Source organism: Corallococcus sp. AB032C, assembly GCF_003668935.1.
GTDB classification, from domain to species: Bacteria; Myxococcota; Myxococcia; order Myxococcales; family Myxococcaceae; genus Corallococcus; species Corallococcus exiguus.
On the sequence record NZ_RAWP01000018.1, the window covers coordinates 54,487 to 78,670 of the forward strand.

13 protein-coding genes and 1 tRNA gene are annotated in these 24,184 nt (G+C 68.3%); 7 read left to right on the plus strand and 7 right to left on the minus strand.

The annotated features are described in order from the left end of the window. Positions 1-4,092 (plus strand): TOMM system kinase/cyclase fusion protein, encoded by a 4,092-nt coding sequence (locus tag D7X99_RS10730; RefSeq protein ID WP_233613283.1) that lies wholly within the window; start codon positions 1-3, stop codon positions 4,090-4,092. Position 4,093: 1 nt separating this feature from the next. Continuing rightward, positions 4,094-4,507: a BMA_0021/BMA_0022 family TOMM bacteriocin gene (locus D7X99_RS10735; RefSeq protein ID WP_158620662.1), complete on the plus strand. Its 414-nt coding sequence runs from the start codon at positions 4,094-4,096 to the stop codon at positions 4,505-4,507. Positions 4,508-4,523: 16 nt separating this feature from the next. On the opposite strand, the gene D7X99_RS10740 is transcribed toward D7X99_RS10735, so the two are convergent. The 4 genes from D7X99_RS10740 to D7X99_RS10755 are packed head-to-tail and all read right to left on the minus strand — an operon-like array spanning position 4,524 to position 11,241. After that, positions 4,524-5,921 carry a SagB family peptide dehydrogenase gene (locus D7X99_RS10740; protein ID WP_121777683.1) on the minus strand — a complete coding sequence of 466 codons (1,398 nt, stop codon included), beginning with the start codon at positions 5,919-5,921 and terminating at the stop codon, positions 4,524-4,526. Between the two features lie 10 nt (positions 5,922-5,931). Beyond that, complete coding sequence (locus tag D7X99_RS10745; RefSeq protein ID WP_121777684.1) at positions 5,932-7,089, minus strand: amidohydrolase family protein; 1,158 nt, start codon at positions 7,087-7,089, stop codon at positions 5,932-5,934. Positions 7,090-7,092: 3 nt separating this feature from the next. Further along, on the minus strand, positions 7,093-9,045 hold the full coding sequence (locus D7X99_RS10750; RefSeq protein WP_121777685.1) for a radical SAM protein: 1,953 nt from the start codon (positions 9,043-9,045) through the stop codon (positions 7,093-7,095). A 3-nt stretch (positions 9,046-9,048) separates the two neighbouring features. Continuing rightward, entirely contained in the window at positions 9,049-11,241 is a 2,193-nt protein-coding gene (locus D7X99_RS10755; RefSeq protein ID WP_121777686.1) for a TOMM precursor leader peptide-binding protein, read from the minus strand. Between the two features lie 95 nt (positions 11,242-11,336). Between D7X99_RS10755 and D7X99_RS10760 the strand changes: the two genes are divergently transcribed. Next, positions 11,337-13,010: a protease pro-enzyme activation domain-containing protein gene (locus tag D7X99_RS10760; RefSeq protein ID WP_121777687.1), complete on the plus strand. Its 1,674-nt coding sequence runs from the start codon at positions 11,337-11,339 to the stop codon at positions 13,008-13,010. A 20-nt stretch (positions 13,011-13,030) separates the two neighbouring features. Here D7X99_RS10760 and D7X99_RS10765 read toward each other — a convergent pair whose 3' ends face one another. Beyond that, the gene (locus D7X99_RS10765; RefSeq protein ID WP_121777688.1) at positions 13,031-13,591 is read right to left on the minus strand and encodes a hypothetical protein; all 561 of its coding nucleotides are present in this window, start codon (positions 13,589-13,591) and stop codon (positions 13,031-13,033) included. A 56-nt stretch (positions 13,592-13,647) separates the two neighbouring features. Between D7X99_RS10765 and D7X99_RS10770 the strand changes: the two genes are divergently transcribed. Next, positions 13,648-14,106 carry a DUF3592 domain-containing protein gene (locus tag D7X99_RS10770; protein WP_368667758.1) on the plus strand — a complete coding sequence of 153 codons (459 nt, stop codon included), beginning with the start codon at positions 13,648-13,650 and terminating at the stop codon, positions 14,104-14,106. 39 nt (positions 14,107-14,145) lie between these two features. Here the strand turns inward: D7X99_RS10770 and D7X99_RS10775 are convergent, their stop codons facing one another. After that, complete coding sequence (locus tag D7X99_RS10775) at positions 14,146-15,735, minus strand: MBL fold metallo-hydrolase (protein WP_121777690.1); 1,590 nt, start codon at positions 15,733-15,735, stop codon at positions 14,146-14,148. A 408-nt stretch (positions 15,736-16,143) separates the two neighbouring features. On the opposite strand from D7X99_RS10775, the gene D7X99_RS10780 reads away from it, so the two are divergent. Continuing rightward, a tRNA-Arg gene (locus D7X99_RS10780) sits at positions 16,144-16,217 on the plus strand. 176 nt (positions 16,218-16,393) lie between these two features. On the opposite strand, the gene D7X99_RS10785 is transcribed toward D7X99_RS10780, so the two are convergent. Further along, on the minus strand, positions 16,394-20,206 hold the full coding sequence (locus D7X99_RS10785) for an SIR2 family protein (protein ID WP_121777691.1): 3,813 nt from the start codon (positions 20,204-20,206) through the stop codon (positions 16,394-16,396). Between the two features lie 468 nt (positions 20,207-20,674). Here D7X99_RS10785 and D7X99_RS10790 point away from each other — a divergent pair, with 468 nt between their 5' ends. Beyond that, positions 20,675-23,383, plus strand: coding sequence for a T9SS type A sorting domain-containing protein (locus D7X99_RS10790; RefSeq protein WP_147476108.1), 2,709 nt, complete (start codon positions 20,675-20,677; stop codon positions 23,381-23,383). Between the two features lie 163 nt (positions 23,384-23,546). After that, positions 23,547-24,083, plus strand: a complete 537-nt coding sequence (locus tag D7X99_RS10795; RefSeq protein ID WP_121777693.1) for a hypothetical protein — start codon at positions 23,547-23,549, stop codon at positions 24,081-24,083. The last annotated feature ends 101 nt before the right edge of the window (positions 24,084-24,184 follow it).

The window sequence follows — 24,184 nt, forward strand, 5'->3', positions numbered from 1 at the left end:
ATGGATCCCCAGCTGTTGGAAGCCTTCCAGGGCCGGTACGAACTCCTGTCGGAGCTGGGCGAGGGCGGCTTCGGCCGCGTCTACAAGGCCCGCCAGGTGACCACCGGCCAGAACGTGGCGGTGAAGCTCCTGCGCCTGACAGACGGCGCGACGCCGGAGTCCGTGGAGCGCCGCAGCGCGCGCTTCGAGCGCGAGATGAAGCTGTGCGCGCAGATGCACCACCCGAACATCGTGCGGCTCATCGATTCGGGCCGCGCGCAGGGTGGCGCCGTCTACTCCATCTTCGAGTTCGTGCCGGGGAAGAACCTGGCGCAGGTGCTCGCGGAGGAGGGAGTGTTGGATCCGGTGGAGACGCGCCACCTGATGCTCCAGTTGCTGGACGCGCTGGCGTGCGCGCACGCGCAGAACGTGGTGCACCGCGACCTGAAGCCCGCGAACATCATGGTCGTGCCCACCGGCGCCCGTCGCAACGCGCTGGTGTTGGACTTCGGCATCGGGTCGGTGACGGACGAGCTGACGCGCGCGGAAGCGCAGCCGCGCATCACGTCCACCAATGAATCGCTGGGCACGCCGTCGTACGCGGCGCCGGAGCAGCTTCGCGGGCAGGCGCCCACGCCGCGCTCGGACCTGTACGCGTGGGGGCTGGTGTTCCTGGAGTGCCTCACCGGCCGCCGCATCTTCGAAGGCGCCACCGTCGCGGAGGTCATCTTCCAGCAGCTCTCCTCGGAGCCGGTGCCCATTCCGCCGGCCATCGCCGCGCATCCGCTGGGCAAGCTGCTCCAGCGCGTCACCTCCAAGGACCCGTCCCAGCGCACCGTGTCCGCGGAGGTGCTGCTGCGCCAGCTGGAGGCGGTGGACGTGTCCAACCTGCCGCGCCGGCCCGCGCCCGTGCGCATCCAGCCCGCGGCTCCCAACGCGGAGACGGCGACGGTGGAGCTGTCCAGCCGCACTCCCAACGCCATGTCCACGCGCTCGCGCCGGTGGGCGGAGGGTGAGCGCCGGCAGCTGACGGTGGTGTGCTGCACGCTGTCCGCCACGCAGACGACGCCGGGGCCGGTGGACATCGAGGAGCTGGATCACGTGCTGGGCGCCCAGCAGGAGGTCTGCATCGAGATCGCCCGGCGCTACAACGGCCACATCGCCAGCGCGCTGGGCGACATCGTCCTCTTCTACTTCGGCTATCCGGCGGCGCGGGAGGACGACGCGCGGCGAGCGGCGCAGGCGGCGCTGGACATGGTCGCGGAGGTGAAGCGGCGCGGCCGTGCCATCGAGGCCGAGCGCGGCACGCGGGTGGAGATCCGCGTGGGCCTGCACACGGGCCTGGTGGTGTCGCGCGAGCAGCGGGATCCCACGCTCTCCGGCCTGGGCTTCGTGGTGGGCACCACGCCGAAGCTGGCCTTCCGGCTGTCCACCTCCGCGCCTTCGGGCGCCATCCTCGTCACGGGTGACACGCAGCAGTTGGTGCGCAAGCACTTCCCGTTGGATCCCGCGCCCACGTCCCCGAACGAGCTGTTGCCCCCGGGCCTGGAGACGTTCGTGCTCCAGGGCGCGGACGCGACGTGGAGCGGCACCGACGACGCGCTCTCGCTGGTGGGCCGCTCGCGCGAGCTGGACCTGGTGTTGGCGCGCTGGGAGCAGGCGCGCTCGGGGCAGGGACAGGCGGTGCTCATCACCGGTGAGCCGGGCATCGGCAAGTCTCGCCTCATGCGCGAGCTGGGAGACCGGCTGGGCGCGGAGCCCCATACGTGGCTGGAGTCCCGCTGCACGGAGGACAGCTCCGGCCAGGCGTATGCCCCCGTGGTGGACCTGCTCACGCGGATGCTGGACCCGAACCGCGACCTGCCGCCGGAGGGCCGGCTGACGGGCCTGGAGGCGCTGCTGTCCGGGTACAGCTTCGAGCTGCCGGAGACGCTTCCCCTGTTCGCGTCGCTCTTGTCCCTGCCGCTGCCGCCGGAGCGTTGGGCTCCGCTGGACGTGTCGCCCTTGAAGCACCGGGAGCTCACGCGCAACGCGCTGCTCGCGTTCCTCGCCGCGATGGCGGAGCGGCAGCCCGTGGTGCTGGCGCTGGAGGACCTGCACTGGGCGGACCCGTCCACGCTGGAGCTGCTCAAGGCGCTGGTGGAGGAGGTGTCCTCGTCGCGCCTGCTCGCCGTGTTCAGCGCGCGGCCGGAGCTGGAGCCGCCCTGGGCCGCGTCGGCGGTGACGCAGGTGCAGCTGGGCGCGCTGGCTCGCGGGGAGGTGGAGCGGCTGGCCACCGCCGCCGCGGGAGGCCCGCTCTCGCCGGAGGCGCTGGAGGAGATCGCCACGCGCACGGACGGCATCCCGCTGTTCGTGGAGGAGCTGGTGCGCACGCTGCGCGAGTCCGGCGCGCTGGTGGAGCGCGAGGGCCGCTTCGCGCTGGAGGCGAGCAAGGCGGGCCCCGCGGTGCCGGGCACGCTGCGCGATCTGCTCGTCGCGCGCCTGGATCGGCTGGGCCGTGCGAAGGAGACCGCGCAGATCGCCTCCGTGCTGGGCCGTGAGCTGACGCATGAGCTGCTGCGCCACGTGAGCCCGCTGACGCCCGACGCGCTGGAGGCGGACCTGGAGCGGCTGGTGGGCTCGGGGCTGCTGCACCGCAAGCGCCGGCCGAAGGGGCCCGTGTACCTCTTCAAGCACGCGCTGGTGAGGGACGCGGCCTACGACTCCATGCTCAAGCGGTACCGCCAGCAGATGCATGCGAAGACGGCGGAGGCGATGGAGGCGCACTTCCAGGAACAGATGGAGTCGCGGCCGGATCTGCTCGCGCACCACTGGGCCGCCGCGAACCTGAAGCGCAAGGCCATCATCTACGCGCAGAAGGCCGCGTTCGCCGCGCTGGTGCGCTCCGCCTACCTGGAGGCCATCCTCTTCGCCCGGCTGGGCCTGTCGTGGCTGGACGCCATCGACGACCCGGTGGAGCGCGCGCAGCTGGAGCTGAGCCTCAACGGCGTGCTCGCGCCGGCGTTGATGTCCACGCAGGGCTGGCGCTCACAGGAGCTGCGCAACGTGGCCGAGCGCTCGCTGGAGCTGCTCTTCACGGTGGGGGAGAGCCCCTACACGGCACCGACGCTGTGGGTCCTCTCCATCTTCTACCACCTGGGAGGTGACCAGCGCCGGGTGCGCGGATTGTTGGACCGGTTGGTCGCGCTCGCGCAGCGCACCGGAGACGCGGGTCAGGAGGCGGTGGCGCTCACCATCCTCTCCAACATCGAGTTGCTGGAAGGCCGCCTGGGCGAGGCGAAGGCGAAGGCGGACCGGTGCCTGGCGCTGTTCGACCCGGTCGCGCACCGGATGCACCGCATCCTCTACGGACAGGACACGCGCGTGGGCGGCGAGTCCGTGCTGTGCCGGGGGAAGTGGCTGCTGGGCTTCCCGGATCAGGCGAAGGCGCACGGCGAGGCCGCGGTGGCTTGGGGCCGCGAGCTGAACCACGGCACCAGCATCGGCCTGTCGTTCATCTACCTGCTGCTGATTGCCCAGGAGCACGGGGACCGGACGGAGGCGCTCCAGCTCATCTCCCAGCACACGGAGCTGTCCCACCGCTACGGCCTGCTGGAGCAGTCCGTCTACGTGGGCATCCTGCGCGCATGGGCCATGAAGGACCTGGAGGCGATGCGGCGCAGCATCGCGCTTCGCGAGGCGTTCGGTACGGAGATGGATCAGCCGGCGTACTACGCCATGCTCGCGGAGCTGGAGCTGGAGCTGGGCCACGTGGAGGCGGCGCTCGCCTCCGTGGAGCGCGGACGGCAGCGCGCGCAGGCCCTGGGCGAGGCGTACCACGAGTCCAAGATGCTTCACGTCAAAGGGCGGGTGCTGCTGCAGCGGGATGGAAACACTGCACTCTCCGCGGAGACGTGCTTCCGGCAGGCGGCGGAGGTGTCACACGCACAGGGCGCGCGGATGCGGGAGCTGCAGGCCGTCACCGCTCTGGCACGGGTGCTCCAGGCATCCGGGCGACAGGAAGAAGCCCGGCAACGCCTGCAAACGGTCTACAGTACCTTCTCCGAAGGATGGGGAACCCCGCCCGTCTCGGAGGCCCGCGTGCTGTTGGATGCGCTGGGAGGAGAAGGCTGACATGAGCAAGAAGAAGCCGGAGTCGAAGGCCGCGCCCGCACGGGCCCGTCCGGTGGCGCGCAAGCCCACGCGGGGTCCGGAGTCCAAGGCCTCGGTGAATGACTGGCAGGCCGTGTGGATGCGCGCCGTCGCGCTGGCGTGGAAGGAGCCCGAGTTCGAGGCGGCCCTCCAGAAGGATCCGCGCCAGGCCCTCAAGAAGCGCTTCGACTTCGACCTGCCCGCCAGCATCCACCTGAAGGTCGTCCCCTCCACCGCGAAGGACGCGGTGACGGACGGCACCTGGAAGGTGAACAACGCGGAGGTGGAGCTGCACCTGCCGAAGAAGCCGGCGGACGTGGCGGACCACGCCGTGGCGCTCTCCAGCCTCACCGACACCTACGGCCGCTCGCACTGCTGCGGCAGCCCCTGCTGCTGAACGGCGCGCGGGGCGCTCAGCGGTCCGGAGCATCGCCTCCCGACACCGCGAAGGCGCCCACGCTGGCTTCGCCGAAGCCGTCCACGCCCGCCACGCGCTGGAAGAAGTCCGGATCGCTCCGGCCCAGCGCGTAGGGCCGCAGTCCCAGCGCGGTGGACACCAGGTAGAGCGTCTGCACCAGCGCTCCCGTGTCCTGCAGCACCAGCGAGTACGCCAGCGTCTCGTACTTCCACGCGAGCCGGGGCACGCGCGCGGCCACCACCATCAACACCTCTGGCCGATCGAAGGGCTCCACCGGCGCGCGGGCTTCGTCCAGCAGCGCGTGGAACTCCGGCGTGGGGCCGCTCAGCTTCTCCAGCCGGTGGCCCAGCGGGTCGTAGTGGTAGGCGCCCGGGGCCAGGCCCTGGCACTCGCCCACCATGGGGTAGAGCTCCAGTGCGTACGCCGCGCCCGCGCCGGGGTAGGGCCGGTCGGTGATTTCTCCGTCCTGCGTGGTCCGCACGTCGCGCACGCGCGCGGCGCGGTAGAGCAGTTCGCCCAGCTGCTTCACGGTGAGCGGCGAGGCGCCCCGGCCTCGCAGGCTGCGGCGGTCCTCCAGCACCTCCGTGAAGGAGCGGTCGCCGCCAGCACGCAGCGCCTCCAGGTCCGGCCGGTACAGCTCCACGACCTCCTCGGTCACGGTGGGCTTGAGGGCGGGCGGGTTGGGCAGCTCGCCCCGGAAGCGGTAGGTGGCTCCCGCGCGCGTCTGGTGGCCCCAGCCGCGTGAGCGCAGGTGGAAGAGCAGGTCGTGCGGCTCCCACTGCTTGAGCGCCGTCTGCGTCTCCTCCGACGCCGGCACGTCCAGTCCGTTGGGGACCAGGATGCCTGTCTCGGCCAGCAGGCGCACCAGCTCGCGCAGCGTGAAGGACTCGATGCCGGTGTTGAACTGGTTCAGCCGCGCCAGCAGCGTGGGGCGGGCCATGTCGAAGAGCAGCGACACCACGCGCCGGTCATGCAGCGCCGCGGTGGCGTGCACCGTGGGGCAGTCCAGCACCGCGCGGCCCTCCGCCATGCGCGTGTGCGCGAAGCGTGACAGCTGCAGCGGTTGGGCCGCGTCGAACGTCGCGCGGTGGCGCAGGAACGACGCGGATGCGGGTGTGAGCGTCAGGAGCAGGTTGCCGCGCTCCTCCACCGTCCACGACAGCAGGCCGCCGTCTCCCGCCAGGTCCAGCCAGTACCACGCGAGCGTCGTGTCCGAGCCCGCGGCGGCCGGCACCTCCGTCTCGTGGATGCCTCCGTCCGCGAGCGACTCGAAGACGGCGCGCACACCGGGGGCCAGCGGGCCCAATCGCAGTGAGCGGCCAGGGCCCTCCACGCGCGCGTCCTCCGCGTCGGGGCAACGCAGCGCCACACCTTCGGCGAGCGACAATCTCATTCGTGATGCCTCACGGTTCCACACCGTAGAACCGAGTCGGGTTTTCCCAGAGAACCTTTCGTAGACGACTTTCGGTCATCACGTCACGCAAGGACAGCATCGCACCCAGTACATCCTCGCCGTGGTCGAGATGCGGGAAGTCGCTTCCGAAAACCAATCGGTCCTCCGGGAGGTGGCGCACCATGTCGGACAAGTACGGCTCGTCCGGTTCCATGGAAACGAAGCAGTGCTGGCGCAGGTAGGTTGAAGGGAGCTGTCGGATGGTGGCGGAGACCTCTGCACCCACAGCGCGATATTCCTCATCCAAACGCCACGCCCAGTACGGCAGCCAGCCGCAGCCGGCCTCCATGGCGCCAATGCGCAGGGCCGGGTGCCGCTCCAGCACGCCCCCCTGGAGGAGCGCGAGCAGCCCCATCATCAGCTCCATGGGGTGGGCGCAGACGTGGTTGGCGAAGCGGGTGTCGAAGCGGTCCGCGCCCGCGGACGGCACGTAGACGTGGCCGCTGCCGTGGAGGACCACCGCGAGTGAGCGCTTCTCGCACTCGGACCAGAAGGGCTCATAGGCGGCGTCTGACAGGAGCCGGCCGCCGATGGGATTGGGGCGCACCATCACGGCGCGCCAGCCGAAGCCCGCGACGCGGCGGACCTCCGCGACCATGGCCTCCGGCTGGTGCCGGCTGATGAGCCCCACGCCGCGCAGGCGCTCCGGCTGGTGTGCGCAGAAGCCATGCAGCCAGGTGTTGTAGACGGACGCGAACGCGGTTGCGACGCGGGGCTCGAGGGGGGAGAAGCCCTCCAGGAGCAACGCATAGGTGGGGAAGAGGGCCGCCATGTCCACGCCGTCGCGATCCATCTGGGCCAGGTACACGTCTGGCCGCTGCAGCAGTTCATTGCGCCCCAGCTGCGCGTAGGAGCGTGCGGAGAACTCCAGCCAGGCCTTCTCCGGCATGTGGTTCCACAGCGGCTTGCCGTCCACTTCTGGCAGGGGCAGCACGGGCAGCAGACCCTGGGGGCCCAGCCGCGCCAGGCGCTCCTCCAGCGTTTCCTCCGGAAGGCGTCCCAGGCGGGGTGCGTGCCGGCGCAGGCCGGGCTCCAGCTGCTCCGCCCACAGGCTCAGCGGCTCCAGGACGTGCCTGTCCGCGTCGAAGATGTGAAGGCCGTCGCGCATCCGTCAGGGTCCCCAGCTCGCGAGCTCGTCGCGCACGTCCTTGAGCAGTGCTTCCAGCAGGCCGGTGCGGCGGGCCTGGGTGCGCAGGGCCTGCTCCTCCGAGGCCTCCAGCGTACCTGGATGGCCACCGCGCGCGGCCACCTGCCGGTCGCACAGCTCGCGAAGGAATTCGTGGTGCTGCGGCTGGAGCGCCTGGAAGCCTTCGCCCCAGCGGGCGACGAAGTCCACCAGCACGTCGCGTGAAGCCTCCGGCACGTCGCGGCGGTCCGGCAGGTCGCGGCTCAGGCGCACGAAGAGATCCGGGAACACGTCGCGCATCGCGGTGGCGAAGCCGGGCGGGACGTAGACGGGCTGCGTGTCCGGGACGAGGTCGCCCTGGCGCTCGGCGGCCAGCACCGCGTCGAAGTCCGTGAAGAGTCGCTCATGGCGGCGGCGCTCGTTCTGGTTGCGCGCGAGGAAGAACACCGCGCGCGGCAGCATCGTCGGGGCGGTGCGGCGCACCTGGGCGAGCGTGTCCCCCAGGGCGAGCCGCTCGGTCGGCGTCAGGGCCCAGGCAGCGGTGGCCTCGCGCAGGAAGCGGTCGGTGATGGCCTCAGGCCAGTGGGGCTCCTCCACCTGGGGCGGGCGCTGGATGCCAGCGATGAAGCCCCGGATGCGCTCGCAGGCGGCGTCCCAGGTGGACAGCCGCTCCACCAGGTCGCGGAAACCTTCGAGCAACTGGGGCCGCGTCATGCCCAGGGGCATCACGTTGAGCACGATGGCGCCCCGGTCCTTCGCGTGCGCTTTGCGGGGCGTGGCGAGCCGGCCTTCCGCGCGCAGCCGCGTCCACAGCTTCGTGCCTCGCGGGGCCTGGAGCGGCGCCACCACCACCCAGGGCAGGTGCGTGCGCTGGATGTTCGCGTGCAGCGAGTCGAAGACCGCGGGCGTGTCATGGTCGAACCCGACGATGAAGCTGCCCCGGGGCCCGATGCCATGCGCCTGGATGTGCAAGAGGTCGCCCACGAGGTCCGCGCGCACGTTCTGGTGCTTCTGCGCTTCCTTGAGCGCGCCGGTGTCGAAGGACTCGATGCCCAGGACGATGGTGTAGAAGTTCGCGTCCGCCATGCCTTCCAGCAGCGCGGCGTCGCGGCTCAGGTTCATCGTCACCTGGGTGAAGAAGCGCAGCGGACGGGGCAGGGCGCGGTTGAGCGGCACGAGCCCCGCGAGCACCTCCTTCGCGTACGCCGCGTCGCCGATGAACTCGTCGTCCGCGAAGAAGACGCCTTCGGCTCCGAGCGCCGCGTGGGCGCGCACCTCGTCCAGCACTCGGTCCACCGGCTTGTGCCGCTGCTTGCGGCCGTACAGGTAGATGACGTCGCAGAACGAGCAGTCGAACGGACAGCCGCGCGTGGTCTGCACGGAGCCCCACGCGTAGCGCGGGAGGTCCGCCGCGATGGCGTCCCAGCGGGGCAGGGGGCTTTCGTTCAGCGAGGGCTTGTCGAGCTGCCGGTACTCGGGCGCGTACTCGCCCCCGAGCCAGTCCGCGAGGAAGCGCGGCCAGGTGCGCTCCGCCTCGTTGACGAAGAGGGCATCGAAGAAGCCCCGGTAGTCCTCCGGCGCGGCGGAGATGGCGGGGCCGCCCGCGACCACGGTGGCGCCCAGGTCGCGGAAGTGCCCGCCCAGGAAGCGCGCCTGGTAGGTGAGGGCGGAGTACATCACCGACACTCCGACGATGTCGTAGTCAGGCAGCTCCGTGTCCGCGCGCAGTTGGCCGTGCAGCTCCTCGTCCCAGATGTCGACGGTGAAGCTGTCCGGCGTGAGCGCCGCGAGCGTCGCGCAGGCCAGCGGCGTCATCGTCGCGCGCTTCACCAGGCCGCGCTCGGGGTCGAAGTCCTCCGTCTCCCGGTCCACGTGGCGCCGGTCGGGGCCACACTGGACGAGCAGGATGCGAGGCTTGGGTTCAGGAGGAGGCGCCATCGCTCAGAAGTAGAAGGGCACGGGGTTGAGCTGCGCTTCGGTCTTCGGGGCCTTCAGCCACCCCATCCTCACGGGGACGTCATACAGCCGTCCGGTGCCGAGCCTCGGCCAGAAGTGGCGCAGCCCCGGGACGATGACCTTCACGGCGGATACGCCCACGTCGGGCCGTGATTGCTCCACCACCAGCGTCTCCAGTCCCACGCTCGCGGCCCGGGCCACGCACTCGCGCACGTCGTCCCGCAGGTCGTCATGCCACACGCGCGGGAAATCGGCGCGGACGCGCGCGGGGACCAGGTCGTTGGGAAAGAGCCAGCTGACGTCGCCGTGCGCGCTGGCGTCCCAGGGGGACGGCGACAGGTCCTTCGGGTCGTAGCACTGGGCCACCTCCGTGAGCGCGCGCTGCACGGCGAGCTTCGCGTCGAAGTGGCAGCCGCACCCGGCCCAGGCCCGGCCCCGCTCCGGCGACCACACGAGCGCGGCGAACACCGGGATGCCCAGGTCGTGCGTGAGGTCCAACACCGACAACTGGAGGCCGAGCGACTGGTAGTGCTCGCTCACGGACGCGAACCACGGCTCGTCGAAGGAGCTCAGGTCCACGCGTGGACGGCGCAGGCGGTTGTACCACCAGAGCGCCACCGCATCGCGCTCCACCAGCTCCAGGAAGCCCTGGAGGATGGCCTCCTCCACGCAGTTGCCCGCCGCGTTCCCGTTGGAGTTGAAGAAGCAGAACGGCCCGTCTCCGAGCGGGGGCGTGGGCGCGAAGAGGTACGCGAACGACGTGGGCACGTACTTGTGGACCCCGTGCGTGAGTGAATACGCGGGGCTCCAGTCCATGGGCTGATCCGCGTACGGATTGGGCACCGCGGTGCGCATGTCGCGGCTCGCGCTTTCGGGCCGGGACTGGAACTGCGCGGCGCTGAAGTGCTGGAGCGCGTCCGGGTGCACGGCCTGCGCACCCAGCTGGGACGCCGTGGAGTGGACGCGGGGTTCGTCGCCCTGGAACACCGCGCTGTAGCGCTCCAATGCTTCACACAGCGCGCCCGCGCGGGCCTGGGCCTCCGTGCGGCCCTTGCCGCTGGCCACGCGGTGGAAGTCGTCGGAGGCCGGCGCGTCCGTCCATGGGCACACGCGGAAGACGGCGGACTGGATGTGGCCCAGCGGTGCGTCGCCCGGGACCGCGCGCAGGTCGCTCACCACGCCCGTCACCGGGCTGATGAGGTGGCGGTGGCGCTCCCATGTCTGCTCGGGCGTGAGGATGCGGTGGCCGCCGTCGTCGGTGAAGCGCTTGGAGCGCGAGGCCAGTTCCAGGGGCTTCTTCGCACGCGCCTCCATCCAGTGGGGGTCGCCGCAATCCGGGCACTGCGGACGCCTCGCCACCGCGTGCGATTCCAGCTGCCAGGTGGCGAAGTCCAGCGTCCACAGCCGCGTCTGTCCCGGGCCTCCAGGTCCGTCCACCACCCACCGGGCCACGAGCGTCGCCGCGAAGGACAGCCCCGCCTTCGCGGTGGTGGGCAGGCCCGTGCGCGGTGGGCGGATGGCGCGCGGCGGGGGGCCCTTGCGCGCGAGGTACTTCTCGATGGGGCGGTTGTCCAACAGCCGCGCCGTGAGGCATGTCCAGCAGGCGCGCTCGCCGGTGCCGACCACCGGGCCCGCATGGCACGCGGTGCCGGACACCTTCAGCGGGAGGAACGCGGCGCCCGCGCTCCGGGCCTCCCGGGCCAGCGTGAGCGCTTCGGTCGACAGGTAGTCGTCCACCAACAGCACGCGGCGCTCGGCGTCCTCGCGCACGTCCAGGCCGGTGTCGCGCAGCGCCTCCTCCAGCCCCTCGCCATCCTCGCCGTCCACCGCATGCACGGAGACGGACACGTCCAACAGCCGCCCGGCCGCGGTGGCCGCGCCCACGCCCAGCGACTCCCAGAAGCCGGCGACGCTGGCGTCGAAGACGTCGTGTGCCTCCTCCACGTGTCCGCGCTCCTCCAGGAGCGACAGCGCGTAGAGCACCTCCGGCGCGGAGGCCCGTCCCGCCAGCGCGGCGATGACGTTCTCCACGGTGCGCTCGCCGTCCAGCAGGGGCACGATGCTCGCGTGCAGCTCCCCCTCCAGCAGGAACTGGGCGCGCTCCCCGACGAGGAACACGCGCCGCGTGTCGAGCACCTCGGCGCGCAGGTGGGGCTTGATGCGGAGGACTCGGTCCATGGGCAGGCGGGCGAGCCTATCCGGGGCCCGCGCTCGTGGATACGACCTGGCCCGGCCTTCCGGGGGCCTGGACTCCGCGTGGTAGAACGCCGCGCATGGCCCGCATCCCATTGACGCAGAGCGCGCGTGTTTCCCCGGCGTCCCTCCACCCCCCGCTCCGGAGCCGCTCGGCCACCGGCACGGTGGAGGTCACGCTGCTGCTGCGTCACGGGGCGCCGCTGCCCACGGTGGAAGCGCTGTGCGCGAACCCGCCGCGCCGCCCGCTCACCCACGATGAGTTCGAGGCGAAGTACGGCACGAACCCGAAGCACCTGGCCGCCGTGCGGCGCTTCGCGAAGAGCCATGGCCTCACCATCACCTCCGAGCGGCGCGACCGGAGCTACGTCGTGCTCCAGGGGTCCACGGCCGCGATTCGCAAGGCCTTCGAGGTGGACCTGCGGCGCTACACCCACGGGAAGACCTCCTACCTGACCCACACGAAGCCGGTGCACCTGCCGCGCGCGTTGCAAGGCGTGGCGGAGTGGGTCCTGGGCCTGGACACGCGGCCGCTCGTCACCCACAACGCGGCAGCGCTGCCCATCCCCGCGGAGATGGCGAAGCAGGCTGGGCTGCGCACGTACACGGCGCCCCATGTGGCCAGCCTCTACCGCTACCCCCGCAACCAGGGGGAAGGCCAGTGCGTGGGCATCATCGAACTGGCGGGCGGCTACAAACAGTCGGACCTGGATGCGTACCTGAAGTCCGTGGGGGTGGAGCGCACGGCGCCGGTGGTGAACGTGGGGCCTAACAAGGCGGGGCTCCTCAACACCGCCTCCAACTCGGAGGTCACCATGGACGTGGAGTTGGTGACCTCGGTGTGTCCGGCCGCGCGCGTCGTCGTCTACAACGCGGGGTCGAAGGACTACTCGCTGCGCGACTACCACCGCGTCCTCGCGGAGGCCATCAGCGACCGGGAGAACCGGCCGTCGGTGCTGACCACCAGCTGGTCCTTCTACGAAGGGTCGCTCATCCAGCAGGGCGAGGAGCTGGCCTTCGAGCGGCTCTTCATCGAGGCGGCGCTCCTGGGCATCACCGTGTGCGCCGCGTCCGGAGACCTGGGCTCGCAGGTGCCGGTGAATGCCCGCTCACCCACGGGCGCCATCACCCTGGCGGCGACGAGCTACCCCGCGGCGAGCGCGCTGGTGCTGGGCTGCGGCGGCACAACGCTGGAGGCGGTGGGCGACGTCCTCCACCACGAGCGCGTGTGGAACCGCCTGGGCGAGGCGATGTCCATGGGCCCCAGCGCCACGGCCGCGGGCGCGAGCAGCGGCGGCGTCAGCACCATGAACGCGCTGCCGCTGTACCAGCAGGGCATGGGCGTGCCGGACCTCGTGAAGTCGTCGTGGAAGAACGGCGTGTTCGAGGTCTCCCGCAGCACCGGCCGAGGCGTGCCGGACGTCGCGGCGAACGCGGACCTGCACACCGGTTATCAAATCGTCTTCAAGGGCCAGCAGGGCGTGGCCGCGGGCACGAGCGCCGCGGCGCCCATGTGGGCCGCGCTCATCGTCCGCCTCAACGAGGCGCTGGGTGAGCGCGTGGGCTTCCTCCACCCCCGGCTGTACGCGCTCGTCACCGAGGGACAGCCTGTCATCCGGCGCATCACCCACGGAGGCAACGGCGCGTACTTCGCCAGCGACGCGACGTTGTGGAACGCGTGCACGGGCCTGGGCACGCCGGACGGCGAAGCGCTGCTCGCGGGCCTGCGCAGGCTCCAGCGCCGCAAGCACTGACCCGCGCGCTCAGGCCTTCCTCACCAGGTCACGTCCCAGGAGAGCGAAAGGGTGCTCCCCTGTTCCGTGAAGACCTCGCCGCGCGCGGCGAAGTGGCGGGCGACGGGGTCGTACTCCAGCACCTCCAGCTCGCCACCGCCCTGGATGAGGAAGTGGTGCTCGCGGTTGCCCAGCACATCCAGGGCCGCGCCATAGAAGCCGGGGGCCTCGCCTCGGGGCACCGGGAGCTTGAGGGGCGTGCCGCTCACGGGCCCCGGGAGGAAGGCGATGGAGGAGTAGCGCCACGTCTCCACGCCGCCGCCCGCCAGCACGCATGCGGAGAACCAGACGTCATGGACGCCGCCCGCGTGCGGCACATCCGAGACGGCCAGCCGCCACGTGCGCACCTCGCGCCCGTCCACCGTGACCCCGAAGCGTCCGGAGGCCTTTGCGTAGCTGCTCGACTGGTATTTCGAGCACTCGGCGTCGCCCACCGGATCCACGACGTCGGGATCCGGTGGCTCTCCGCCACAGTCCGCGCCCATGAGCGCGCAGGCGAGGAGGACGAGTGCCGCGGACCGGGTGAGGACAGAGGTCTTCATCGTGGAGTAAACGTCTCCTGGCCATGTGGCTGCGCGCCAACCTGCAAGCACTCGTGATGAGCACAACAGGTTTCAGCCTGATGTTTGGGTACCTTGCCTGGAGCCTTCATGGCACGGAGCAGGCACTGCTGGCCCGGCCGACGGTGCCGGGGCGCATGCTCGCGATCTCGGTGGAGCCCGGGGTCGGGAAATCCCGCGACTACTGGAGCGTGAAGCCGCGCTACGCCTACGAGATCAAGGGCCGGTCGTATGTCGGCGAGGACCTGTCCAATTCGCCTCCGAGGGAGTACCGGCTCTGGAACCCCCAGCCGAGCCCGGAGCTGACGCAGTATCTGGCGCGCTACCCGGTGGGCGCCACGGTGCCCGTGCACTACGACCCAAGGATCCCAGGGCGCAGCGTGCTGGAGGTGAACACGGGCGTCGCACTCGGCTTCACGCTGGCCTCGGCGGTGCTGGGCCTGTGCGCGGTGCTGCTGTTCTCCTGGTCCCGACGCGACGGTTCGCACGCGCCCTGAGGGCCCGGCGTCATCCGCCGGGCCGTGTCACGTCCTGGGTTACTCCAGGATCTGCTCCATGCTCAGGAAGGGCCGGGCGGCGGGGATGTTGCGGCCCTTGCAGACCTCGATGAACTTGTTGGATTCGATCATCTGGGGCGCGGTCTCGTCGTACTGGAGCACCATCACGTGGCGCAGCCAGGGCTCCTGGCCCATGGCGTAGATGAAGACCTCTTTCGGATTGAGGTGATTGAGGATCTCCGTGGCGCGGGCGCTGTCGGAGCCGTTGAGCCGCCGCGACTGATCCATCTTGCGAGGCAGGGGCTGGCTGAGCAGCGGGCCGTACATCCAGCTCATCGGGCCGCCTTCGCACTCCATGCCCAGGTAGAGCGCGTCCAGCGGGCCCACCAGCTTCGACAGGTGCTGGTACATGCGCGGCTCCAGCGCGTTGGAGTCCGCGGCCATCAGCATGGAGCGGCCGGCCAGCCGCACCAGGTGCGCCGTCTTCGCCTGCACCGCCAGGTCGCTGTGCTCGCCGATGAAGGGGATGCCCATCAGCGACCCGCCGGGGATCTTGATCTCCTGCAGGTCGTCGATCTCGATGACGTTCTTGAAGCCCGTCTGCTCCAGCACCAGGCGCAGCGAGGGGTCCGCCAGCGAGTACGCGTTCGAGCGCGGCACGACGATGGTGCCGATGCGGTGACGCAGCTGCAGCAGCGTCTCCATCATCAGGTGGTCCGCGTGGCCGTGGGTGATGAGGACGTAGTCGATCTTCTCCGGCAGGTCCGCGTGGGTGAAGCGCCGCTGGTCCGTGGGGAACTCGTAGCTGATGACGGGGTCGGTGAGGACGGACACCTCGCGCGTCTCCATCAGCACGCACGCGTGGCCGAAGTAGCGCACGCGCACGCCGGGGCCGGTGTACGGCTCGGGCTTGCGAGGGGCGGTCTCCGTGAAGAGGTCCGCGAAGGCCTCCGAGGCGGTGGACGGCACGCCCAGCATCTCCGCCACCTGCCCGGGGCTGCCCGGCGTGTGGCGCATGCGGAAGAGGGCGTCGATGCCTTCGTGCTTGTAGGGCACCTGGAGCCACAGGGGCGAATCGCCCTCCAGGCGCGGGGTGCTGAAGACGTACTTGCGCGCGTCACCGGCCACGCGCATCAGCGAGATGCTCTGCGCGGATTCCTTGTAGAGGCTGCTGCGGTAGAGCAGGGGCTCCATGATGCGGGCGTTGGCGCGGTGGGCCAGGTCGTAGTGCAGCTCCACGAAGCCGCGGAGCATGTCCGGCACCTTGGCGTAGAGCGGCTCCAGGGACTCGCCCTTGGAGCTGGCCAAGAGCTGCTCCAGGTCCGACACGGCCTTGGTGTAGGCCAGCATGTCCGCCTGCTCGCGGGTGGTGCGGTCGAGCAGCGCCTTCACCTCGTTCACGCGCGACACGGGGTGGTTGATGAAGGGACCGCCCATCAGCGCCGGGTTCTGCAGCGCGGCCACGTGCACGTCCGGGTTCGCGACGAACGACTGCATCAGCTTCAGGTGCAGGCGGGAGACGAACAGCGGCGCCGTGGCGGGCGAGATGAGGTACCACCAGACGTACCACTGGTTGAACAACGGCTCGATGGCGACATCGGGCTTCAGGTACATCGGGCGGTCGAGCATGGTGGTCTCGCGAGGGCGTCCGCCGGGACCTGAGGGGACCGGCGCGGGGGGATGTGGCTGCCAGTGTGAGCAGGCAGGCTCCCGGGCAAGCCCGGAAGCACGCGTGAACCGCCAATGTTGATGATTCCGCGCCTGAACTCAAGGCGCCGACTTCCGGGCGAGGCTCGGAAGCGGGCGGACGCGGATCACACTTGACGTGTCCGCCCTGTCCCGTGGCGGGCAGGCGTATCCGTCAAAGGCAGACAGCTTGGGAGCAGGCTTCAGCGGCTGGCCTGGACGGGCCCAGAGTGGGGCTGAACGCCCGCCGGCCTCGTACCCGTCCGGGGAGGCGGTGGACAGAGTGGGCCCGGCCTAGCGTCAGACCCGTTGCGCGACCCCCGTCCCCTGCTATAACGCCGGCCACCTTCCGACCCCGTAGCTCAGTTGGATAGAGCGGCGGTTTCCTAAACCGCAGGCCACAGGTTCGATTCCTGTCGGGGTCACTCCGCAACCCCTTGTTCCGACTGAGGATTTCGTCGGGACGGGGGCGCGTGGGCGGGCAGGTGCCGGGGCCGTGGGAGCTTGGTGGGAGCTTTGGGGCTCACCTCCCACCCGAGCCTCCTTTCGTGGTCCAGACGCCTCGTGCGCTTGGTCACCAACGGACGAGCGCGATGCGATTTTACCCTGGTATCGGTTTCGCAACCTGGGCCCAGGCTCGGCGCACTTCTGGGAGTGCATCCGTGGAGCCTACCTTGCGCCACTCTTCGAGCACGGGAGGAATGGCGCTGCCCCTTCGCTGCTGCTCGGCGGAGAGCCGAGCCGCGAGGTGTGACGCATGCCCGCGCAAAACGATGCGTTGTTCGGTAGTGAGAGGGATTTCATCTTCGGTGTCATTTACTTTGGTCGGACGGGTCTCAAGCAAGAGGAACTCCAGCCCCTCATTGAGATTCTGGAGGTGATGCTCCTGAAGGAGTTCGCCGAATCGTGAAGTGAAGGCCGCAAGGTGGTGGACCGCATCCAGCAGGCCTGGCTGCCGGCGAGAAACGACTCCCTCTATCCATCCATCCAGGAGATAGGGTGGGGGGAGAGGAATACCCCTGGATTGAGACAGCCCGAACCAGATGGTGAGCGCGGAGTGTCCTCTACTGACGTCGAGGTCCGTTGCGCCATGCAGCGCGCGTTGAATGCGTTGTGCGGTGTCCTCAGCACGGTTTACATCGAAGATCAGGAGAGCAGGCTGTGCCAGGAGCGTTTGCTGGCCCAGGTCCTCAATCTCGGCGACCAGGTTGAGCACAGCTTGCTTTTGGGTCTCCGCACAGTTCCTCAGATACGGAATGAGGGCAACTCCCAGGTGCCGGACGAGCCGATCAAGAATGCTCGGCTGATGGAAGAAATTCTTTTTTTGGTGGCTGGCCTTGAGGAGCGGAGCTTGTTTGGGCCACCATTCCTGAATCTTGCTGAGCAGACTCTCCGCTTCATTCGAAGCCCATTCGACGCCGGCCTTGCGCTCTTCACTGTTATGCCACGGGCAAGCGGTGGCATTGTCGATTTCGCTGAAGTAGTGCTGGGAATTGGCGACATCCAAAGCCAGCAGATACCTTGCCACCGCAATCCGGTTGTCCCCAGGAGTACGTTCAAACGGAAGCGCAACGAGGAATGATGGGACGAATCCGGTATGGGAAGGGAAGCCTCCACCATCTGTTTGCTCCCATAGCGCGCCAACGAAGCTTCGCCCTTGTTTGTCGGTGAGCCCTCCCAGTTTCGAGAGCCGTGCCGGGCGGAGAGCGGCATTTGCTCTCACCTCTGGGGCATTCTCCTTCATGCGGCGGAGCAAGTGGACAACTCCTCCTGCCCAAGATGTGCGCTCGTGTTCGATTGGGAGGCGCCAGTCGGTATTCCAAGGAATGAACAGCAAAGGTTCCGGCCAATCGGGGGACTCATTGCCAACGAACGAAAGTTCCCCCTTGAGCGGGAGTTCCAGCAATCTGGGTAGCCATGCGTAGCGCTGATCCACGGATGCCGCAAACAACGTGCGTTGGAACATCTGGCTGATCAGTGCATGGGTCAGCGAGTTGCGTTGGCAGGCTTCGTGCCGGTACATCTTGATTGATATCGTCAATGCGTGCTCGAGCTGATCTGGCGTGAGATGTATTGTCATCCTGGACAGGATGAGCGGGCAGGAATGCAGCAGGCGAGCACGAAGCCCTTCGACACTTTCTCCGTCTTGCGGGATCACGGGAGATGCCTCCAATGCGGCGAGGAAGACCCCTGAAAGCCACGTGAAGATTGAGCGTGCCATGCTTGGATCCATGGCGGATACGTCCACACGTCCGAGCATCTGCTTCAGTGCTTCCGCCGATCCGGAGAGGAGGCCTATTGAAATGGCCAGTGGAGGCTGATGCTCCCAGAATCGACGGACCGCTTGCGGCATTCCTTTTAGCGCGGGAACGATATTGCCGCAGCGAAGTGGCCAAGCTCCATCGTGAAACATTTGGATGAGGATCCAGTGCTCAAGGGATGCTCGTAGCGAGAAGTGGTGCGTTGTCGAGACCGAGCCTGGGTCGAAGCCATGAGTGTTGGATTTTGTCTTCTCGACGCCCTTCTGCTGCAACTCGCGCTCCCGATAGCTGAGATCTTCCTCGGGGGAACAACGTAATGAGCGTAGATGATTGATCCGCGTCTGGAACCCTTGGCGGGGTTCGATGCCGTGCCGGGATGTTGCGGATTCAATCGTTTGAATCAATCCAATGATCCATCCCTCTTCAGAGAGGATTGTGTGATTGACGGAGACGTTGCTGATTCCTTGACGAACATGATCGAGTGCGATCTCTGCATGGCTCAGCGCTGCTTGAGCGTCCCCCAATTCCGCAAGGACGGAGGCCCTCTTGGCTTCCCAGAAAGGAAGCCCCCAGTTCTCCGGCCACTTCCTGAGCACGCCGCGCACTGCCTGCTCATCGAGCCGTAGGAGGTAATGCCAGCACTGGGCATGGTACCACCGAGCCTTCCAGGCCGATTGCAGACACACGACCTGTTCAAGGCGTTTGAGCCAAAGCACATGCTGGTCCTCAAGCCGATCCTGCCAAGCGTTGTTGATCAGTGCGAACGCGAACTCCACCCAGAGTTCCGTCAGTCGGTCGCTGTTGCCCTGGGGGATTTCAGGCCGTGTTGTGAGGCTCTGGAGATCGATGAGGTCTGGCTTGGGGTTCACGCCTTCCAGGAACTCATGCAACGCCTGGGCAAGCCACTGCGTCAGGGGGACAAGAGCCCGGCGAAATCTCCATAGAAACTCATAAAGCGTTTCTGCCCGCTCGGCGATTGGCTGGGATTTAAGCAGGGGTAGAATTCGCTGGTCGCGAGGGTTGTCCAACCAGTGGCCGATCTCAAGCTGCAGTCTCAGCCGGTTGGGCTCGGGAATGACGACCCAACCAGGGTAGAGGAGGCGTTCGCTGCGCCAGTTCTGGACGTGGCGGCGAAGCGCTTCCATGGAGAGGTTGTCAGTCTGGACTGGAGTCTCGGGGCCGGCCACCAACTGCGGTATGGCTGGCGGTTCGAGGAGTGCCGGAGGCGCCGTGTACGCTCTGGAGGACGGCGTCGCGTGCTTGGGACGTGCCGGCCACGAGCTCATGTCCAGCGGTCTTCCGTTGTGCAGGCTGAGCAGCAGCCACTCCAGCGACTTGCGGTAGCGCATGGCGGTCGTCCACCGAGACGCTGGAACCAGTGGACCCAGGTCGACCGGAATCACCCGCATGCTTTGGTACAGCCGCTCTTTGGCCGGGGTGAGATCCAGGACGTCGCACAGGTAGATCTTGGGGGCGGAGCTGCCTAGATGGTCCCGAACCCAGCCTGTCCATTGCAGGAAATTGGGATCACTCCCAGAGAAGCCAATCATGCAGAAGACGTTCTCCATGATGGCCTGCTGCACCATGTTGACGTAGGGCGCGAAGCGCGTTGGGTAGGTGCGATAGTCCTCTGCGGTGAAGATGAATGGCCGATGCGACGGAAAGCTGCCGTGGAGTTTGACGATTCTCGGCCGCTCGGCCCGTGCAACGTCAGAGGGGGTCTGAACGAGATCGTACTTGTACTCGTGAACCTTGGTTCGGGCTCGCTCCAGGAGAGTGTCGTAATTCGTCGTGAAGAGGTCTGCCCAGGGGAGGCTCAGAAGCAATTCATGAAGGGGACCGGGCTGATGCTGGGCATCTGGGATCATTTCGAGCAGAAGGTCGTCAAGCGCGGTACGGCCGGTCGCCAGTTCGTATTCCTCCGCCATGCGCAGTACATCGGGAGTGTCTTCCGGCTTCGTGGTGGGATAGAGGGCCTTGCGGAGCCGGTCGGTGAATTGCCACCAAAGCGGAAATGGCGGAGCCGCGCTGCTTATGGCGTCCGCGTTGCGACTGAAGCCAGCGCCGACCATTACGACTGCGCGGCTCTGAGGTTTCCACAGTGCACGCCGGATATGGTCCACGTGCATTGCGTGAGGGAAGTCTGAAGACATGCGAGCGCCTCGAGAGGAGAGCCACCTGGGAGCAGGCCTAACCGGTGCGGCACACCGGCCCGAACTTCCGGATGGATGATTCTACCGGGGACGGGCCTCTCAGGATCCAGCCCGGTCATTCGGACGCGAAGGCGACGGACCCACCAGGAGAGTCGTAATTGACCGACGCCACCTCAGGTCTGCCACGTTCGGGTAGTCACAGAATCAGTGGGTGATGGCGAGGCGGCCACCAGTCGCCACGGCCAGGAAAAGTTGCGCCCCTCCCAGTCCGCAGTGTGCGTCACGTGCAAAGGGGGCCGCATTGGCTACCCAGTGAAGCGACCGCTGTCTGCTGGTGCGACGCCTCGGCTCTTCACCGGGCTGGAATTTTTCGGTGCCAGGTCAATTTGAAATCAATGAAAAGCACCGTCCAGGATTGATCGATGTTCACGAAATGAAGGAAGGTGTAGTTTTCCCAGGAGGAGTCCCGTGAAACATCCTTCCATTGCCGCATGGTTGTGTCTGGCGTCGCTTCCCGCAGCAGCCGCCCCAGACGTCGCCCCGGCCCCTGAATCCCTGTCATCCCAGAGGCTGTCGCATGCGGCCGCAGACCTGGCCTCACGCGGCCGGTTCTTCGAGGGCGGACAGGTGTATCTGTACGCCGAGCGGGGCCAGCAGGACGGCTCGCCCTTCAAGCGGTTCGTCATCGAAGTGGAGCGCTCTGGGGAGTACTTCCTCGCCGCGCATGCGCTGGCGGTGAACGCGGTCCCGGCGGACTTGCGAGAGGCGACCGACAAGGCGTACCCGCTCCAGCGGATCCGCGTGGCCCTGGACGATAAGGGCCTGGGTGAGCTGGACCTCCAGAAGAATGGCTGGCAGCCGGCCCGTGTCCGGGACCTGGGCGCCATCTACCTGAGCGCTGGCCGCCACACGCTGACCTTTTCCAGCGCGGCGCCGCACTTCCCGGAGGTGGACGCGGTGAAGCTCGCGCCCGACGCGCGCGCCGCCACGTTCGAAATGGGCCGCTATGACGCCTACGTGGCCGGCCTGAAGCAGCAGGCGGACCTGCGGGTGGGGCGGCACGAAAAGGTGGATCCCGCGCCCGTGCCCCTGGGGCCGCCGACCCTGCCGGGCCCCGTTCAGGGCGCCGCCTCCACGACCTCTTCCAGCTGGGAGCGGACCCCGTACGTGTTCGACAACCCGTCCGGCAACTACGGCCACACGATGAACGTGCCCGTGGTCTACACGTACTACCGGACGATCACGCTGAACGCCGGCACCAACGTGACATTCAACACGGGGCCCATTGCGGGGCAGGACTACTACGCGGTGGATCCGGTGATGTACTTGTTCTGCACCACCGACAACACAGTGGCGTGGTCCAACGACGACGACGTGGGCCTCCACCCGCGCATCTCCGTCACCATCCCCAAGACGTGTGACTACCAGCTGGTGCTGCGCTCCTACAGCAGCTACTACGCATCCACGCCTTCGGCCTCCGCGGGCACCGTCAACGTCTATCAGAACGGCCTGCTGCTCCAGGAGGGCGCCCCGGTCTCGGGTTACATCGCGAGCGTGGGCACGTCGCAGACCGGCACGCTCAACTACTTCACCGGGTACTCCACCGGCACGCCCCGTCTGTGGTTGTCCACCGAGGGCTTCAAGACTCCCCTGCGCTTCACGGGCGGCCAGTACTGGTACCTGCCGCCCATGGACTTCAACTGGTTCGACGATGCGCGCTTCCGCATCGTGAAGAACACGAGCGCGTACATGGACATGTACCTGCTGGTGGGCGCGGAGGGCGCCTGGTGGATCTACTGGGGGAACGCGGACCTCTACGGCTCCGTGAAGCACCCCAGCAACTCGCCCTTCGCCAACTTCCCGAACCTGAAGCAGGGCGACGCCATGCAGACCGCGCCCTCCACCAACGTCTACAATTGCGCGTCCTGGGCGGGCGGCATGACGAACGGGTGGACCTGGGGCTGCCTCTTCGCCAACAACAGCGGCGGCAGCTGCATCAACGGCACGTGGTACAGCTCGCCCTACAGCTGGTACACGTGGGACAGCTTCTTCGGCAACAGCCCGCTGCGCTACACGGGCGCCATCACCTTCACGCGCACGGACGCGGACGGATACAACGGTGAGGTCGCCGTCTGGTCCACCAACGGCGACATCTCCGGCGCCACCCACTTCTCCGCGCGGCGCGAGGCCAACCGCCACCCACATGGCTATGACTGGGAGAGCAAGCCGGGCGGCCTGGAGCGCATCTTCCATCCGCGCGACGCGCTGAGCGGTGCGGCCTACGGCAGCATCATCGGGTACTACCGGGACGCGGCGAAGGACCCGTACATGCCCTGGTTCGCGCCCGGGACGGCGCAGCGGGTGAGCACGCCGTCGCTCACCCTGGACGAGTCCGTGGCCCTGGGGCTCACCGTGCAGCCCCACGTTCAGCTCACCCGGGAGGAGTCGGACCGGCTCGCCCAGCTCCAGGCCGGCAACGCCACGGCCCGCGCCCGGTTCGACAGCCTCTACGCGGACTGGATGGCGCGGGTGGGCTCACCGGAGCTGGCCGCTCACAGCGACCTGGACGTCTTCTTCGCGCAGCCGCAGTACACCCGCCTGGAGAACTGGCTGCGCACGCACGAGGACGTGGCGGTGCCCGCCCTGATGCGGAAGATCGCCGAGCAGCGGGAGGACGACCGCGACGCGATGCTGGCGGCGCTCGCCCTGGGCCGGCTCACCGGCGAGCGTCACGGCGGTCTGATGGAAGAGGTGAAGCAGGAGTGGCGTCAGCAGAGCTACACGCTGGACGGCGCGTACGTGGCGCCCTCCTCGCTGGCCAACGCGAAGAACTATGTCCGCAAGCTCCTCCAGCGCCAGTACGGCGTCGCGGTGCCCGAAGTGGAGCGAAACGCCCTGGCCCTGCGCGGGGAGGACAGCCACGAGCGCTTCCACGTGTCGCCCAACCCGATGGTGGAGGCCTCCCAGCTCCAGTTCGAGCTGGCGTCTCCCGCGACCGTGTCCGCGATGCTCCTCGATGTCCGGGGCCAGCCCATCCGTGAGCTGAGCGCCGCCGGCCTTCAGTCCGCCGGGCGCCATGCGCTGGCATTGCCCCGCGGCAACCTCGCCCCCGGCGTCTACTCGGTACAGCTGAAGGTCGGGGACCGCGTGCTCACCCGCAAGGTGGCGATCCAGTAATCGCGCGGTCCGTGAGCGCTACGCCCAATGTCCGGGCGTGGCGCTCCTGTCTTTCATCTCTCTCTATCAGCTCAGTCGTCCCTGAGAGCCTTCACATCTTGCTGCAACCATCGCGGGTGTCGCCGGTGCGGCGCCCGACTCACGAGGACTCATGAAAACGAGAATGAACCTGTCGATTGTCACGCTGGTGGTTCTGGCGATGTCCACGAGCGCTAGCTTCGCCGCCACAGCTGGCGCAGGGAATGTGTGTGTGGCTCATGGCTCGCCGCCGTCTGGCTTCCCGAGCTGCGTGTGGTCGATTCCGGTGACGGGTGGCGAGGTGTTGCTCGACACGGTGGGCAGCGCCAGCGCGTCGGAACTCCGCAAGGCGCGGGCCGAGGGGCGAGCGCCGAACCTCGCACCCCACGTCGTGACCGACGAGGAGGGCGCGGGCGCGGTCGAGGCGTTGTTGCAAGCGACGGGTGAGCTCTCCGGCGTGATGGGCAGCGAACTGCCGACCTACGAGTTGCCGGACGGCGACGCCCAGGCAACGGTGATGGGTGGCACGCTCATTGGACCGTGGGGCCAGTCAGGCCAGACGGCCATGTTCGGGGTCTATATCTACGACTGGGGCAACGGCCACCGGACGATCATCTTCGAGTTCAGCGAGGGCAACGGCATCTTCTACGACACCGATATTGGCTGGGGCTACCTGTTCTGAAATGCCCCCGCGGTGCCGGGTGACAAACCCTCTCAACGCCGGGCCCTTGCCAGTGCGCAGGCAAGGGCCCGGTGGGTCTGGGCGAAACCCGCCCAGCCTGC